15 protein-coding genes are annotated in these 16,586 nt (G+C 39.9%); 5 read left to right on the plus strand and 10 right to left on the minus strand.

The annotated features are described in order from the left end of the window. Positions 1-19: 19 nt before the first annotated feature. Positions 20-1,045, plus strand: a complete 1,026-nt coding sequence (gene epmB / locus PSH50_RS08930) for an EF-P beta-lysylation protein EpmB (RefSeq protein WP_273609522.1) — start codon at positions 20-22, stop codon at positions 1,043-1,045. Between the two features lie 297 nt (positions 1,046-1,342). Here the strand turns inward: epmB and PSH50_RS08935 are convergent, their stop codons facing one another. Then, the gene (locus PSH50_RS08935; RefSeq protein WP_024031488.1) at positions 1,343-1,552 is read right to left on the minus strand and encodes a hypothetical protein; all 210 of its coding nucleotides are present in this window, start codon (positions 1,550-1,552) and stop codon (positions 1,343-1,345) included. A gap of 82 nt (positions 1,553-1,634) precedes the next feature. Between PSH50_RS08935 and PSH50_RS08940 the strand changes: the two genes are divergently transcribed. Then, positions 1,635-1,925: a prephenate dehydrogenase gene (locus PSH50_RS08940; protein ID WP_089346609.1), complete on the plus strand. Its 291-nt coding sequence runs from the start codon at positions 1,635-1,637 to the stop codon at positions 1,923-1,925. Between the two features lie 37 nt (positions 1,926-1,962). Here the strand turns inward: PSH50_RS08940 and PSH50_RS08945 are convergent, their stop codons facing one another. Beyond that, complete coding sequence (locus tag PSH50_RS08945; protein ID WP_248451360.1) at positions 1,963-2,454, minus strand: DUF3016 domain-containing protein; 492 nt, start codon at positions 2,452-2,454, stop codon at positions 1,963-1,965. Positions 2,455-2,641: 187 nt separating this feature from the next. Here PSH50_RS08945 and galE point away from each other — a divergent pair, with 187 nt between their 5' ends. Continuing rightward, a complete protein-coding gene (galE, locus tag PSH50_RS08950; protein ID WP_273609523.1) occupies positions 2,642-3,658 on the plus strand; it encodes a UDP-glucose 4-epimerase GalE in 1,017 nt (338 codons plus the stop codon). A gap of 410 nt (positions 3,659-4,068) precedes the next feature. Here galE and zapE read toward each other — a convergent pair whose 3' ends face one another. Continuing rightward, complete coding sequence (zapE, locus tag PSH50_RS08955; protein WP_273609524.1) at positions 4,069-5,178, minus strand: cell division protein ZapE; 1,110 nt, start codon at positions 5,176-5,178, stop codon at positions 4,069-4,071. A gap of 59 nt (positions 5,179-5,237) precedes the next feature. On the opposite strand from zapE, the gene rsuA reads away from it, so the two are divergent. After that, positions 5,238-5,936, plus strand: a complete 699-nt coding sequence (rsuA, locus tag PSH50_RS08960) for a 16S rRNA pseudouridine(516) synthase RsuA (protein ID WP_273609525.1) — start codon at positions 5,238-5,240, stop codon at positions 5,934-5,936. A 68-nt stretch (positions 5,937-6,004) separates the two neighbouring features. On the opposite strand, the gene PSH50_RS08965 is transcribed toward rsuA, so the two are convergent. Both PSH50_RS08965 and PSH50_RS08970 read right to left on the minus strand, forming a co-directional pair. Continuing rightward, entirely contained in the window at positions 6,005-6,358 is a 354-nt protein-coding gene (locus PSH50_RS08965; protein ID WP_024032429.1) for a four helix bundle protein, read from the minus strand. 127 nt (positions 6,359-6,485) lie between these two features. Then, positions 6,486-7,259: a YggN family protein gene (locus PSH50_RS08970; protein ID WP_024032430.1), complete on the minus strand. Its 774-nt coding sequence runs from the start codon at positions 7,257-7,259 to the stop codon at positions 6,486-6,488. A gap of 1,020 nt (positions 7,260-8,279) precedes the next feature. On the opposite strand from PSH50_RS08970, the gene PSH50_RS08975 reads away from it, so the two are divergent. Beyond that, positions 8,280-9,731: a capsule assembly Wzi family protein gene (locus tag PSH50_RS08975; RefSeq protein WP_273609526.1), complete on the plus strand. Its 1,452-nt coding sequence runs from the start codon at positions 8,280-8,282 to the stop codon at positions 9,729-9,731. Positions 9,732-9,788: 57 nt separating this feature from the next. On the opposite strand, the gene PSH50_RS08980 is transcribed toward PSH50_RS08975, so the two are convergent. From PSH50_RS08980 to PSH50_RS09000, 5 genes are all read right to left on the minus strand, one after another. After that, positions 9,789-10,955: a nucleotide sugar dehydrogenase gene (locus PSH50_RS08980; protein ID WP_273609527.1), complete on the minus strand. Its 1,167-nt coding sequence runs from the start codon at positions 10,953-10,955 to the stop codon at positions 9,789-9,791. Between the two features lie 253 nt (positions 10,956-11,208). Beyond that, on the minus strand, positions 11,209-12,129 hold the full coding sequence (galU, locus tag PSH50_RS08985) for a UTP--glucose-1-phosphate uridylyltransferase GalU (RefSeq protein ID WP_273609528.1): 921 nt from the start codon (positions 12,127-12,129) through the stop codon (positions 11,209-11,211). A gap of 662 nt (positions 12,130-12,791) precedes the next feature. After that, on the minus strand, positions 12,792-13,748 hold the full coding sequence (locus PSH50_RS08990; RefSeq protein WP_273609529.1) for a DHHA1 domain-containing protein: 957 nt from the start codon (positions 13,746-13,748) through the stop codon (positions 12,792-12,794). A gap of 103 nt (positions 13,749-13,851) precedes the next feature. Continuing rightward, positions 13,852-14,463: an adenylyl-sulfate kinase gene (gene cysC / locus PSH50_RS08995; protein ID WP_273609530.1), complete on the minus strand. Its 612-nt coding sequence runs from the start codon at positions 14,461-14,463 to the stop codon at positions 13,852-13,854. A gap of 343 nt (positions 14,464-14,806) precedes the next feature. Next, positions 14,807-16,543, minus strand: coding sequence for an SLC13 family permease (locus tag PSH50_RS09000; protein WP_273609603.1), 1,737 nt, complete (start codon positions 16,541-16,543; stop codon positions 14,807-14,809). Positions 16,544-16,586 lie beyond the last annotated feature (43 nt).

Consider the following 16,586-nt stretch of genomic DNA (forward strand, 5'->3'; position numbering starts at 1 on the left):
TCGAGTAATCTACGTGCCAATGATACAAAGAAATGAAGCAAATTTGCATAAAAACTGGCAAAAAGAATTAGCAAATGTAGTTACCTGCCCAAAAACCTTGCTTGAAATGGTCGGTTTATCGAGCCAAGCCCATGAAAACGACCTAAAAGCCCGCAGTTTATTTCCGGTACGCGTGCCAGTCCCTTTTATAAAAAAAATACGCAAGGGCGATGCAAACGACCCCTTATTGCTACAAGTTATGCCACGCCACCAAGAATTTTTAACCAAAACAGGTTTTAATAAAGACCCTTTACTAGAGCAAGACAACGAACAGCCTGGGCTTTTACATAAATATAAATCCCGTGTTTTAATTATGTTTAAAACTGGCTGTGCAGTAAATTGCCGTTACTGCTTTAGACGCCACTTCCCGTATCAAGAAAACCAGCTTAATAAAAAAAGCCTGCTTGAAGCGCTGAGCTATATAAAATCAGATGCCAACATAAACGAAGTGATTTTAAGTGGTGGCGACCCACTTATGGCCAAAGACGATGCCATTAGCTGGTTTTTAGATGAGCTTGAACAATTACCTCAAATTAAACGCATGCGAATACACAGCCGTTTACCTGTGGTAATACCTGCGCGAATTACCGATGAGCTGTGCGCGAGGCTAAAGCAATCACCGCTAAAAATTATATTTATTAACCATATAAATCATGCCAACGAAATAGACGACGAGTTTAAAGCCGCCATGCAAAAGCTAAAGCAAGCAGGTGTAACGTTATTAAACCAAGCAGTTATTTTAAAAGAGGTGAACGACACCGTTGAGGCACAAATAAATTTAAGTGAGACGTTATTTGATGCAGACGTACTGCCATACTATTTATATTTGCTAGATAAGGTTGAAGGCGCAAGCCACTTTGATATTAACGAAGAGCAAGCAGTAGAAATAATGGCAGAACTATTAAAAGCCCTGCCTGGATTTTTAGTGCCTAAATTAGTAAGAGAAATAGGCGGTCAAAAAAGCAAAACACCTATCGACCTTAAGTTAGGGCGTGTTAACCATTGATGGTTGAATTTGCAGCAGTATGTTTGGCTTTTAGGCAAGGCTGAGCCTGTGTAGTGTGGTTATTCCCCATAAATAGGCGATAACGCAGCATAAATGCCAAACATGCGCTGCCCTTCGGGTTCTTCCTAGGGGCGATGAACTCTTTGTTGCCTACATGGATGTAGGTAAGGGGCGTGAGCAGGACGCGGAAGCTTTACTCGGTTTTTACTTAGCCCACTAGGTTACAAACCTCGCGCCGCGATTTAATCGCCCCTAGATTGAACAAATTTCAATCCGCAAAGATCAACACGCCCTAGTTTAAACGTATATATTTACATTGTTACCCAGTGTTGCAGTGACCGACTGAGCCGGTGATTGCGCACTTGTTGGCTGGGCAGCACCTTCAATTAGTGCAAGTGCTGCTGCGCCATCTGCTAATTGCTGCTTTTTAGACAAAGCAGCGGTATATACTTCACCACCTTGGCCAGAGCTAGACATAGCGGGTAGATTTCCACCTGATATATTCATCGTTATAAGCCTTAATCAACCTGACATTTAAATGTAATCCAAGTACTATATCGGCAATGCAGTACAAAGCTTTAGGAAAACCATGGATTCTATAATTGAACAACTCAACGCTAACTTAAAAATTGTTTATCGCCAAGCACTTGATGCCGACAAAAAACTAGATGAGCTACAGCAACAAGGCCACGGTAAATTTAAAGCCTTGTTCCCAGCTGATGCCGGATTTAGTTTTGAAGCTAAACGCTTTAAGCCATACGTACTTGATGTAGCAGCCGATGTAGAAAGCTTAAGCACAGATGGTTTTGATGAAGAAAAGCTTAAAACAACAGTACTTAAATTACAGCAGTTACTTACGCTGTTAGCAACGTTTAAGTAAAGCGTAAAACAAATGCCGCAATTTAGCGGCATTTTGTTTAATCTAAATTTGCTAAAATTTGCTCGCCAAACCATTCGGTTATTAAGCGTTTTTCATAAAAAAACGGCTCGTCGCGACCCATTTTAATTTTATCCATAAAGCCCATGTCTTTGAGCTCTACATCGTCCTCTTCACTCACTACGCTCCCTTTATTATCGCTTAGCGAGTAATTGAGCTTAATGCGCGGAAAATAAATAGGTTTTACTACGCGTATTTCATCCATACCGCCATAGCGTACGTCCCCTGCTAAATCGATATCGGTTATTTCTAAATTTAGCTTGTAGCCTTTTGGCAATTGCTCGGCCAGTTTAGAAAAATGTTTTTCGAACTGAGTAGCAATTTGTTTATGGTACGACGCTTTACCCTGGCTAGAAGCGCGCACATCGCGGTAGTCTTTAAAATCTTGCCACTTAACTACAGATTCTCCAGCGTGTGCAAATGCAGGTAATGTAATACACATTGCCATAGCGATTGTTTTAACTGAATTCATAGCATTCTCCAAAGGGGCAGTACTAATTATTTAGACTTAGCCCAGTAATAGACCATACAAGTTTAACACTAGTTTATTAACCATTACTTAATTAACCTATTTTAATACGCTTTTAAAATAAAGCATGTAAATAGTAAGAATATATGATGAAATTAAGATAATTGAAAAAGGTATCCACGGAGCATTCATGGCAATTTTAGTAACAGGTGGCGCAGGCTACATAGGCTCACACACCGTTTTAGAACTTTTACAGCAAGGCAGCGAAGTTGTTGTTGTTGATAACTTAAGTAACGCATCAAAAGAGTCGCTTGCACGCGTAAAGCAAATCACAGGCAAAGAAGCCACGTTTTACCAAGGCGACATTCTTGATAAAGTTTTTTTAGATGCCATTTTTGCAAGGCACACCATTGAGAGCGTTATTCATTTTGCTGGCTTAAAGTCGGTTGGTGAGTCGGTCGCTAAACCTGTTGAGTACTATCAAACAAACGTACAAGGTACGCTAACACTTGTAGATGCCATGCGTGATGCAGGCGTATTTAAATTAGTATTTAGCTCATCAGCCACAGTTTACGGCGACCCTGCAAGCTTACCGATTAAAGAAGACTTCCCGGTAGGTGGCACAACTAATCCGTACGGCACATCAAAACTGATGGTTGAGATGATGCTGCAAGATATTGCTAAATCAGATGAGCGTTTTGCATTTGCTATTTTGCGTTACTTTAACCCAGTGGGCGCACATGAGTCAGGCTTAATTGGCGAAGATCCAAATGGTATTCCTAATAACTTATTACCATTTATTGCCCAAGTTGCAGTAGGTAAATTAAAGCAGCTTGCTGTATTTGGTGATGACTACGACACCGTTGATGGCACTGGTGTGCGCGACTATATTCACGTTGTAGATTTAGCAATAGGGCACTTAAAAGCGCTTGATAAAATTGCCAACAATACCGGCGCACTTGTATATAATCTTGGCACAGGCAATGGTTACTCTGTACTGCAAATGGTTAACGCCTTTATAAAAGCCAGCGGCCAAGACGTTCCTTATCAAGTATCGCCTCGTCGCCCTGGCGATATTGCTGCATGTTACGCCGCGCCAGAAAAAGCACTTAATGAGCTAGGCTGGGAAGCGGTGCGTGGAATAGATGCCATGATGGAAGACACATGGCGTTGGCAATCAAATAACCCTAATGGTTATAAAAGCTAATTAAAAAATACTTTATAAATTTTGCCTGTTTCACAAGCAGGCAAATCACCTATAAACAATTTTGCTACCGCGCTAATTTTTTAATGGAGACGTAGAGCTTGCTCACGTTAGAAGCGAAGCTTCTCATAGCTTTATCAAAGGGGTTTAACACAACGTAAAAGCGCTGCTTTTAAACGCCAGCAAGCTGCGCATCTACAACTAATTATTACTTTTTCACTGCTGCATGTTTTCTGTGGTGATAAAACCACTTTAGGTGTTTGTTAAAAAATTTACCACCGAGGGCACTGAGGCGCTACGCGCTGCACTGAGAAAAAGCTCTTCTCGTTCACTTCTCTGGGTTCTCAGTGGTGACGTAATCGCTTTTAAAACGCCAGCAAGTCGCGCGCTAACAATGTAATATTGAAAAGGTGTTACCAATTTTGCATTTCGACAATACGCGACTGCGTTCGCGCATATTCAAAGCTCAGCTTTTGCCCCTGATACAAATACTCAACGTGCGCGTGGGCGTTAATAACTAATAACTTGTGGCAATCGTAAAACTCGTCCACCAATGCAATAAAGCGCCGCGCTTCGTCATCTAAATAATGCTCATTTAGAATTTGTTTTTCGCGTTGATAACTGTCTTCAATACCATGCACTATTACTTTACCTGTTGCGCCTACACCCATTTTTGGCACATTTTCTATATATAAAATATCAAACTGCTTGGCTAAAAACATATAATCGTAAGCGCTACGCGCTCCTGAGCAAAGCGCCATAAAATCGATCATTAATGCATTATCTGCGGTTAATAAACACGGTAAGCTGCGGGAGTGTACCTGTAAAATTTGATTTTCCTTTGCTTGTGGATACTGAGATAAAAACTGCTTTTTAAACTCGCTTATAGGTAAATTAATAAAATAGTGGCGGCTATTTTTACCATACCTAAAGCGATGGTCATCCTGCCCTTCAACACTAATTACATGGCAATAACGGTTAATTAAATCGATTGTGGGTAAAAACCGCGCGCGCTGTAGGCCATTGCGATAAAGCTGCTCAGGTTTTGCGTTAGAAGTTGCCACCAGCACTACCCCACTATCAAACAAGGCATTAAATAACCTTGCCATAATCATTGCATCGCCAATGTCGCTAACAAAAAACTCATCAAAACACAGCACTTTTATATCTTTCGCCCATTGTTTAGCAATTAACGTGAGAGGGTTTTTATGACCTTGCAGCTGGGCAAGTTGCGTGTGTATTTGCGCCATAAAGTGATGGAAATGCAGCCGCTGCTTACGCTCAGTGGGTAAATTTTTATAAAATAAATCCATTAGCATGGATTTACCCCGTCCCACCGGCCCATGCAAATAAACCCCTTTAATCAACGGCACTTTTTTCCACCAAGGTGTTTTTGTGTGTAACTGTATACTCAGGTTATTTAACGCATTTACCGCATTTTGCTGAGCGCTATCAACACACAGTTCACCCGCATCTATTTTTGCTTGGTAAAGCCTTAAAATTTGTGGGCAGTTTACTGACATGGGGTTTCACTATCGGCTATAATCGCCGCCATTGTAGCCGACTAAAAATGTGAACCAAAATGAAATTCCCTTGCCGCTTAGATAAATTTATTAGCCACCTAGCCGAGCTACCACGCTCAAAAGCTCGCGCGGGTATTAAACGCCAAGAAGTGCAAGTAAATGGGGAAGTTGTTAGCGCGTTCGATTTTCAAGTAACCCAGCAAGATGAAGTAACATTTGCTGGTGAGCCTATGGTATTTTTAGGTAAACGCTACTTTATGCTACACAAACCTGTAGGCTACGTGTGTGCCAATGTAGATGAACTACACCCCACCGTATTTGATTTGCTCGATGAGCCAAATATGGCCGACTTTCATGTAGCAGGTCGCCTTGATATAGACACCACCGGCTTAGTACTTATTACTAACGATGGCGATTGGTCGCACCGAATTACCTCGCCAAAGCACAACAAATTAAAAACCTACTTACTAGAAACACAAGAGCCTATAACCGAAGAAGCATTAGAGCAACTACGCAGCGGCGTACAACTTCACAACGAAAAAGATCTCACCCGTCCAGCGAAAGCAGAAGCACTTGCCACCTACAGCTTACGTTTATCAATCAGCGAAGGTAAATACCACCAAGTTAAACGCATGTTAGCCGCGGTAGGTAACAAAGTGGTAGAGCTACACCGCGAGCAAATAGGTAATATTATACTGGACGAAAACTTAGCAAGTGGAGAGTATAGGGAGTTAAAAGAGGGAGAGGTAAAACTATAGAGCGGTCAGCGGTCAGCGGTCAGCGGTCAGCGGTCAGCGGTCAGCGGTCAGCGGTCAGCGGTCAGCGGTCAGCGGTCAGCGGTCATTTTTAATGTTGCGATTAAACTAGTCAACATTTTTGAAAGCGCTACGGTTTCATCAAGCCACTTTCGACCAACGGACTTATCTATATAACAAATATCTATTCCAATATAAATTTGCGTTCTTGCTTCAGCTATTGATGAGCGAGCGATATCTAAAAACCTCACTTTTTCTTTATTGCTGTCTCTTGTCATTCCCTCGGCTATATTACTAGGAACAGACAAACCAGAGCGCGTTAATTGATCTCTAAATCCGTAATCTTTTATAGTGCTAGTCGCTTTATAAATATCAGCACTTAAGCGAGCAGATCGTTTCCATACTTCCAAGTTCTCAAAGTTCATGGGCTAAGTCCTAGCTATTTACTTTTAGCTTAGAAGTATTTGAAGAAATAGAAACCCTAAACGCAATTAAAGCCTAAAACTGACAGCTAAAAGCTAATAACTAACAGCTTATAACTCCCCACTTTCCTTACGATTTTATCTGTACTAAATCAAAGTCAGCCATGCCTGGGACAATCGCTTGTAAGCGTGATTCGGTCACATCGAGTGCGTTTAAACATTCACAGTATTCAGAGGCTTTAAGCTCAAGTTGCTGAGCCTTTTTTTGCAGTGATTTATCTATTTCTTTAGAGATAATATCCATACGTTGGCCCATGTCATTAATGCGGTCTTCAATATTACCTTCACGTGATTTAAACGCATCACCAAGCGACATTAAAATAGCCCCTAACGAACCATGTACGGCAGAGTGTATTTGCTGGCTAATTTCTTTAGTGAAAAAATCATCTATTTGCGAAAGCGACTGTGGCGCGATAAAAAAGAAGTCATCACCGCGCTTAAATTTGTCCATAAGCGCACGCTCTACGTACTGGAGCTGGGTTTTTAGCACCTCTGGCTCTTTATCAGACATCCCCTCGACTACATGTTCAATGGCGCTTAAACCTAAGTTAACACCATCGGTAGCCAAATTAACAAGCTCCGGTACCGTATGGCGAATACCATTGCTAAATTGCTCAAGCACTTTGCTTTCTTCAGTGCTTAAATCAACCCAGTAACCTCGAATAAAAAGCTGGTTGTTATTATTAATTTGTACGCGTGTTTGGCCTTTATCAAGAATACGTATAACGTCGTCGGTGATAATTAAGCCATGACTAAGCTCAACATCACACTGTGACTGAGCTAAAACTGCAGAGCTTGAAAGTGCTAAACACAACGCCAATATCGAACGAGATAACAACGCCATATACACCTCAACAAGCTAAAAAAGGAAGGCAAGTAGGTTAACAAAAAACCAACTTTATGCAAGAAAAATAGCTGTTAGCTGTTAGCTGTTAGCTGTTAGCTGTTAGCTGTTAGCTGTTAGCTGTTAGCTGTTAGCTGTTAGCTGTTAGCCAAAATAAATTATTAATCACTGTGTTTACAATAAACGCAGTGCTTTTTTATTGGTAGGCGTGAAGCTTGCTCACGCAAAAAAATAAAACACCTCTATTTTAACCAAGCGCCAGCAAGCAAGGCGCCTACAACACTCCCCTCTAAAGCGCAGCGTCTCTTAACCTCTTTGTGAATAAATCACTTAATATTTTGCACAAAGAGAAGCAAATGAGAAAACATACAAGTAGCAGCGATTTCACCTCGCTTCAGACATTTTGCATTTATAAATATACGCATAATAATTACCAAACGCGCCAGCAAGCAAGGCGCCTACAACGCTCCCCTCTAAAGCGCAGCGTCTCTTAACCTCTTTGTGAATTAGTATTTTTATTTTTTCATAAAGAGAAGTAAGTGAGAAGCAAATGAGAAAACATACAAGTAGCAGCGAGTTTACCTCGCGTCAGACATTTTGCATTAATAAATATACGCATAATAATTACCAAACGCGCCAGCAAGCAAGGCGCCTACAACGTTATCCTCTAGAGCGCAGCGTCTCTTAACCTCTTTGTGAATTAGTATTTTTATTTTTTCACAAAGAGAAGTAAGTGAGAAGCAAATGAGAAAACATACAAGTAGCAGCGAGTTTACCTCGCTTCAGACATTTTGCATTAATAAATATACGCATAATAAATTCCAAATATTCCAGCAAGCTACGCCTCCACAAAATAAAACTTAACTTCAAAGCTCATTTGGGCTAAAAATGTAGATCTTACCCATACTAAATAACGACTAATCTACGCGGGTTTGAGTCTTTTTCTTTCTTACTTAGTTATTTATTGCTAACCTCGCATTAACGTTTTTACTTAAACAATTTTTTGCTAACGGAATAATTATGCTAAAAAAAATAACGCTACTTGTCGGGATGGCAATCAGTGCAAACGTAATGGCTAAAGGCGGAGTTTCACCTTATTTACCTTTAAATCAAGTTCCCGAACTTGAGCATAATATTCAACGCCTTTTAGCTGTAAGTAAAAACACCCACTTAATGAGTAAGCCCTATAAAGCTCACGATATTTACAACGTACTGCAAAAAATTAGATTCACACACCCTGATCTATACCACACGCTTACTTACCAAACAAATCCGTACATTCAAGCAGGGGCGCTTACTTTTGTTAAAGGCACAGCATCTGTAGGAACAAACAATAAAAACTTGCCTAATCAACGAGGGCAGACCACAAAAACAAATTTAATTATCGAAGGTGGCGCTAATTTAAGTTTGGGCGACTATTTCGGTGCAAGCGCCGTAGGGATTATAAATGAAGATGGAATTATCCCAACCCAAAGCATTGTTTATATGGGGTTTAAATACGCTCAGCTAGATATTGGCTACCGCGAACACTGGTACTCTCCTTTTAACAGTAGTGCTATGTTACTAAGCACCCAAGCCGAAACAACCCCATCTATAACTTTAAGTAATGTCGAGCCAATCACAGATTTTAAGATACGCTACGACATGTTCATCAGCCAAATGACAGAGCAAAGAGGGATTTTAAAAAACCAAAGGGTCGAAAATCCCGAGGACCGAGAGTACGAGCCTGGTAAACCTTACTTATTTGGCTTACACACCAGCTTTTCTGTCACAGACAATTTAACGATAAGTTTAAGCCGCCTAATGCAGTTTGGCGGAGGCCCGCGAAGCGTAACTTTAAAAGATTTCGCCGAGGGCTTTTTCAGCCCTGGTAGTAAAGATAATGTAGGCGAAGACGATACTGACGACGCTAACTTCGAATTAGGTGACCAATTGGGTGCAGTCGCTTTTAGCTATTCAAATACATTAAATAACCTAGCCTACGAACTTTATGCAGAGGTAGCCCTTGAAGATACCTTAGGCGGCGGTGGCGGCGGCAGAAATAATGCTTATAGCTTCGGCCTATTTATTCCATTTATTAATAAAAATCATAGCATTCGATTTGAGCATAGTAATTGGCAAGCGCTTTGGTACGCAAATGGTATATACTTAGATGGCAATAGAAATCATGGTAATGTGATAGGCCATTGGGCTGGTGATGAACATGAATACGAAGACTACGTAGCAGCAAAAGCAATAAGCTTAGATTGGAACTGGCAATTAAATCGAAAAGAGTATTTACAAACTACCTTTCGCGGCTTAAAAAACGCAGGCGACAACTACAAAACAAGTTATGAAATGCAAATAGCCTATAATAATAAGCTAGCGAGGCCTATGTGGGGAGCTAAAAGCTGGGGTGTTGAATTATATACGGGTAAAGATGTATATGGGGACGCATTTTCAAAATTAGCATTTACGGCTAGCTTTAACTAGTTAAAAAGCCTACACCGTTTTTAAACGCTGTAGGCGACGCTTTTTAAACGTTACTTATTAATCACTACCAAATAAATCACGTGTATACACTTTATCTGCAATGTCGCTAAGCTCCTCAACCATACGGTTAGAAACGACTACATCAGATATCTGCTTAAACTCGTTTAAGTCTTTTATTACGCGTGAGTGGTAAAACTCATTTTCTTCAAGCACAGGTTCAAATACAACAACCTCAATACCTTTGGCTTTAATACGCTTCATAATGCCTTGAATAGCAGAGGCTCTAAAGTTATCAGAACCTGTTTTCATTACTAAACGGTACACACCTACAATTTTAGGGCTACGTTTAATAATTGAGTCGGCAATAAAGTCTTTACGTGTTGTATTGGCATCTACAATAGCGCCAATAATATTGTTTGGCACATTTTGGTAATTAGCTCGTAGCTGCTTGGTATCTTTTGGTAAACAGTAGCCACCGTAACCAAACGATGGGTTGTTGTAATGGTTACCAATACGAGGGTCTAGGCCTACACCTTGTATAATTTGCTTAGAGTTTAAGCCATGTGCTTCTGCGTAGCTATCTAGCTCATTAAAATAAGCAACTCGCATTGCAAGGTAAGTGTTAGAAAATAACTTAATCGCTTCCGCTTCTGTTGAGTCAGTAAATAGCACTTCAACATCTTGCTTAATTGCACCTTGCTTAAGTAAGTTAGCAAAAATAGTTGCGCGCTCGCTTTGCTCACCTACAACAATACGTGACGGGTGTAAGTTATCGTAAAGCGCTTTGCCTTCACGTAAAAACTCAGGAGAGAATATTAAGTTTTCAGCATTCAGTTGCTTTTTAATATCAGCCGTAAAGCCTACCGGAATAGTCGACTTAATCACCATAACCGCATTAGGGTTATGCGCCATTGTGTCTTTAATTACGGCTTCAACAGAGCTAGTATTAAAGTAGTTGTTTTCAACATCGTAGTCAGTGGGTGTAGCTATAATTACGTAATCAGCGTCTTTATAAGCGGCTACCTTGTCAGTAGTGGCTGTAAAATTTAAGTCATCACGCGTTAAAAACTCACTAATTTCTGTATCAACAATTGGTGACTGCTTATCGTTTAAAAGAGCTATTTTTTTCTCGTCAATATCAAGTGCAACCACTTCGTTAAGTTGCGACAAAAGCATAGCGTTGGAAAGGCCTACATAGCCTGTACCTACCACGGCAATTTTCATGTTATTCCCTTAATGTTTTCATTGGTAATTAATAAGTATAATTTTATCAGAATTGCACAATATCAGCTATTAAAACGATACAAGGTTAGCGGCAAAAGTAAAGCATCACACACTTATAGCCAATAAACAAATTCACAATAAACGCATTTTCATGTACTTCATTTGTATAACAAATAAAAAACGCGACATTAAGCCGCGTTCGTTTAATTTTTACGATGCAATTAATTCAAGTTGAACCAATAAGCATTATTACTTATAAGTTTACAACATTGTCAGATTGCAAATTCGACTCATCGTTAACCAGTGTAGTTAAGTACTGTCCAAAATCGTCGCCAAGCTTAGTATCACGCATGCCGTATTCAACAATCGCTTTTAAGTAACCTAGCTTATCGCCACAGTCGTGCGAGCGGCCACTCATATGAAATGCTTCAACGGTTTCTTGAGTCATTAACGCATCAATAGAGTCTGTTAATTGTATTTCACCACCAGCGCCTACCGGCGTTTTAGCAAGTAGCGGCCAAATATTCTTACTTAATACATAACGGCCAACAACAGCAAGGTTTGATGGTGCTTTATCGGCGTCCGGTTTTTCAACCATTGTTTTAATTGCCGCACTGTTACCTGGCGTTAACTGCACGCCGTTTATATCAGCAATACCGTATTTGCTTACATCTTCTTGTGCTACTGGCTCTAGCATAATTTGACTTGCTTTAGTCTCGTTAAAGCGTTTGATCATCGCGGCTAGGTTTTCAGTTTTTTGATCGGCAGTATAGGCATCAAGTATTACATCAGGGAGTAATACTATAAAGTCGTCATCGCCCACTATTGACTTTGCACACAAAATAGCGTGCCCTAGGCCTTTAGCTTCACCTTGGCGTACACTCATTACCGTTACATCAGCAGGGCAAATAGAGCGTACTTCTTCAAGTAAAGCACGCTTAACACGCTTTTCTAAAGTAGCTTCTAGCTCGTAGCTGGTATCAAAGTGGTTTTCTATGGCGTTTTTAGAGCTATGCGTTACTAGTACAATGTCTTTAATACCGGCAGCTACACACTCACTCACTATGTATTGAATAAGTGGTTTATCTACAATCGGTAGCATTTCTTTAGGAATTGCTTTAGTCATAGGTAACATGCGAGTGCCAAGGCCAGCAACAGGAATCACAGCTTTCATGGGTAGTCCTTTAATTTGAAATAAAAATTTATATGTTGATCTTAACTTAGCAACTTTAAAGTAGATACAACCTGAATATATTTAATAATGCGCTTATTTATTGAGAGCTCCGCAAATCAAGGCTATAAACACCGTAAAGGCACTGCCTTTAAACGCCAGCTAGCTGCGCCTCTACAAAAATTTAATCACCGCGCTAATTTTGACTGCAGACGTAGAGCTTGCTTACGCAAATTTTAAAAACTAAGTGCCATTAAAAATATACACACTCACAAAAAACGCGGCATAAAGCCGCTGCTACAACACCCCGTTTTAGTTAACAAATCACTAAATATTTTGCACAAACAGAAGTGAAATAAGAGTAAATGAAAAGACATAAAACAAGCACTTATTTTAAGCTTATTGCTTCTTCTAAAGCGCAGCGCCCTCTTGGCCTCTTTGTGAAGTAAATGAGATAAAAAATAATTTATAAGTTTAACTTGTGCCGCCAACAAGCAAACTCAACCATCGAGCCAATCTTCAGCTGTAGACGTAGAGCTTGCTCACGTTAGAAGCAAAGCTTCTCGCGTTTTTAAATATAATAACCACTGTAAAAGCGCGGCTTTTAAACGCCAGTAAGCTGCACGTATACAATAAAACTTAATATAGTTCAGCTCTTGGTCTAACTATGTGTAATATTCTACTAACTCTTTAATAAAGTGTTCAACTTGCGCTTTAGGTAACTCATTAATGCCAGCAGCGGCAGCACGACCACCGCCCGTATCAAACTTACTACATATATCAACAGCGCCTTGCTTGTTAGTTAGGGGGGCTCTAACGCTCACTAAGTAACTGCCTTTGTTATTAAACGTAAATACTGCATGGGCTTTATTTGGTGACTGATTAGCAAGGTCATTACCTAAAACGCCGCTTACTCGGCGAGCCCAAGCGGCATCCTCTAATAAAATTACTTTAGCTGTATCGCAATCATGAAGTATTTGCGCATTAGCGGCTTTTTCCATATCAGCTTTATAAGCTTGCTCAAGAGTATAATAAACTGACCTTTTATCGTTAATTGCATCAAAAGGCGACTTATACTGCAAAAGCAGCTCGAATAATTCTTCTGGAGCAAAGTGTAAATCAGCCACTTCACTTCCGTAGCCGTTATAATTTATGTAAGTACCAAATGCTTTCAACTGTGACTTTTGAAGTTCAGTTAATCCAAGCTTATCGGCCTCGCTATCAGCCTTAGCAAATAAGTTATCACCATAGGCAGCAGTAATTGCCCATAAATGAAATTGTTTATCTATTAAATCACTGACAATTAAACTGGTACACATATTCGCATCTAAATCTATGTGTGCAAATAAATTAGCATGATTAGGTATATCGCCAGCTTTATGGTGATCTACATACATAACACGCGCCCCAACACACAAAGCATCGTGCAGAGCCGGCATATTTTTTTCCATCGAAATATCCAATACCCTAATACAGTCCCCTTCTTGCGGAGTGATTTTTTGCATTAATTGAATATCGCGTTTAACACCCGTTACCTTTATGGTATCTGTCGGGTTTGCTAATTGCAGCTGTAATAAGGCAATAATGCCGTCGGCATCACCATTAAAAATGTCGTATTTCATAATATTCTCAAATACATAAACAAAAAAAGATGCCAATATAACTAAAGGGCACGTAAAAACCGCAGCCTATTGCCACTAACTCGCTTTCCTTAGTTGGTAACTTTTAGCTATTAGCATTTACAATCTTGTTATTAATTAAATAATCTACAATTTGGTCTGCACATTGCTCAATAGTTTGTTCAGCCGTTTTTACATGTATTTCTGGAGCTAAAGGTACATCAAACGATGAGCTAATACCTGTAAAATTAGGTATTTCGCCCGCACGCGCTTTTTTGTACAAGCCCTTTGGATCGCGGCTTTCGCAAACAGCAAGCGGTGTATCTATGAACACTTCTATAAATTCACCTTCATTTACTATACTTCGAGCCTGAGCGCGATCAGCTTTAAATGGCGAAATAAACGCTGTAGATACAATAAGGCCTGCATCTACAAATAATTTAGCAACTTCACTAATACGACGAATATTTTCAACACGGTCTTCGTCACTAAAGGTTAAGCCCTTATTTAGACCCATACGAACGTTATCGCCATCAAGTAAATAGGTATGGCAGCCTAATGAAAATAACTTTGCTTCTACTGCATTTGCTACAGTAGATTTACCTGAACCACTTAAGCCAGTATACCAAAGTAACACAGGCTTATGACCTTTATGTTGTTGTTTTTGCTCTCGCGACACGGTTTGAGCGTGCCATACAATGTTTTCATCTTGGCTCATTAAAGCACCTTTATTTTAAATTATTTGAAGCCTGAAACTTATAACGCTCTATATTATATTGTTTAGAGCTTGCTCACGTTAGAAGCAAAGCTTCTCATCGCCTGAAAATGTAATAACCAATGTAAAAGCACGGCTTTTAAACGCCAGCAAGCTGTGCGTCTACAACCCCCTCTAAAGCGCAGCGTCTCTAAACCTCTTTGTGAATAAATTACTTAAAACCCTATTGAACAAAGAGAAGCAAAAGAGAAAAAAATGAGAAAACATACAAGTAGCAACGAGTTTACTGCGCGTCTATAAAGTCGCAACCTTCAACGCAGGCGCTAAGCTCTTAACTCAATGTTTTTCAGCTAACACTAAACGGAAAAAACACAGGTACAAATATCAACACAACAACTGCATACACTATGCTAATAGGTAAGCCTATTTTCACAAAGTCGTTTAACCTGTAATTACCTGCATTAAATACCATCAAGTTAGTTTGATAACCATACGGGCTAATAAAACTTCCGCTTGCCGCAAACGCTACCGCCATTACAAAAGGCAATACATCTACACCAAACCCTAAAGCCACGGTATAGCCTATAGGAAACATCAATGCGGCAGCAGCATTGTTTGTTACAAACTCAGTCATTAGCCATGTTACTACGTAAACTAAAACAAATGCGGTGTACACATACCGAGGATCGTCAAATTGACCTATCAATCCGCCAAGCGATTCAACCACACCAGAGTTAACCAACCCGTTCGAAAGTAAAATAGCCGAGGATACCACCAGCCATATATCTATCGGAAATCGCCTTACAATTTCGTTGGTAGTTAAGCAGCGGGTAAATAATAGGCCACCTAGCAGTAAAACCAACCCCTCAAGCAAATCCAAAACGCCAATAGCTGCTAAAGCAATAGTTGTTATAAAACCACCTATAGAAAGCCAGGCTCGCCAGCCATTAATTCTACTTTCAGGCTCTACACCGGATAATGTTAAAAAATTCTTATTTATATTTGTTCTAGATTTATAGTCACTACCAACCGCTAATACTAAAAAGTCACCAGAGCGTATAACCACATCACCTAATTTACCCGAAACCTGCTCGCCATCGCGCCTTATTGCAACGACTGCGGCATCAAATAACGCTCTAAATCCTGTCGTTTTTAAAGTACGCCCTACAATTATACTCTCAGGCCTTACCACCACCTCAGTAAGGTTACTGTTTAAGGTCCCATTTTTTTCAGCAAAAATTTCTAAGCCCGAAAACTGCCCAAGTTGCAGCAGCTTAGTTATATCACCACAAAAAATAAGTCGATCCGAAGAATGTATAACCTCAGATGGAGAAACAGGGCTAATAAGTCTACCAGCGCGAACAATTTCAACTAAAAATAACGACTCTAAATGTCTAAGTCCGTTAGCTTCAACCGTACGCCCTACCAGCTCAGAATCAGTAGACACTTTAGCATCTATAAAGTAGCCCTCTGAAGTTGCTTTATTTTGTTCGATACTAGGCAACATACGAGTGCATAAAAACATTGCCAAACCGCAGCAAACAACCAATAGAGCACCCACAGCCGTAAACGAAAAAAACGATAACGACTTACCCGACGCCTCAATGTACATAGAGTTAACGATTAAATTAGTAGAGGTACCTATAAGTGTAAGCGTTCCTCCTAAAATAGAGGCATACGATAAAGGTAATAGTAATTTGCTGGCAAAATGATGAGGATTATTACGGATAGGCGAAAGCAGCGTAGCCACTACCGCAGTATTATTTAACATAGAAGAAAAAAACGTAGTAATACCAAACAACCTAAACCAAGTAGAAAAATAGCTATCTACAATCGTTTTTGAGGCAATAACTCTTAACAGGCGAGTTTTCTCTAGCGCTAGCGAGCACAACACCAATAAAATTAAGGTCACAAGCCCAGGGTTTGCAATACTTGTTAAAAACTGTTCCTTGGTCACTAAGTCACATGCAATTAAAGCAACAAGTGTTGCGCCAAAAACAGCAACAGGGCGTGTTTGTAAAACAATTAAACCTAAAATTGTTAAAGCAAAAATACAAAGCGTTAGATATGCATCTAATGGCATGGTTAAAGTAGCCATCCTTAGTTAACCTGAACCCTGGATAATA

This window comes from Pseudoalteromonas sp. Angola-7 (assembly GCF_028599255.1).
Taxonomy (GTDB): Bacteria; Pseudomonadota; Gammaproteobacteria; order Enterobacterales; family Alteromonadaceae; genus Pseudoalteromonas; species Pseudoalteromonas atlantica.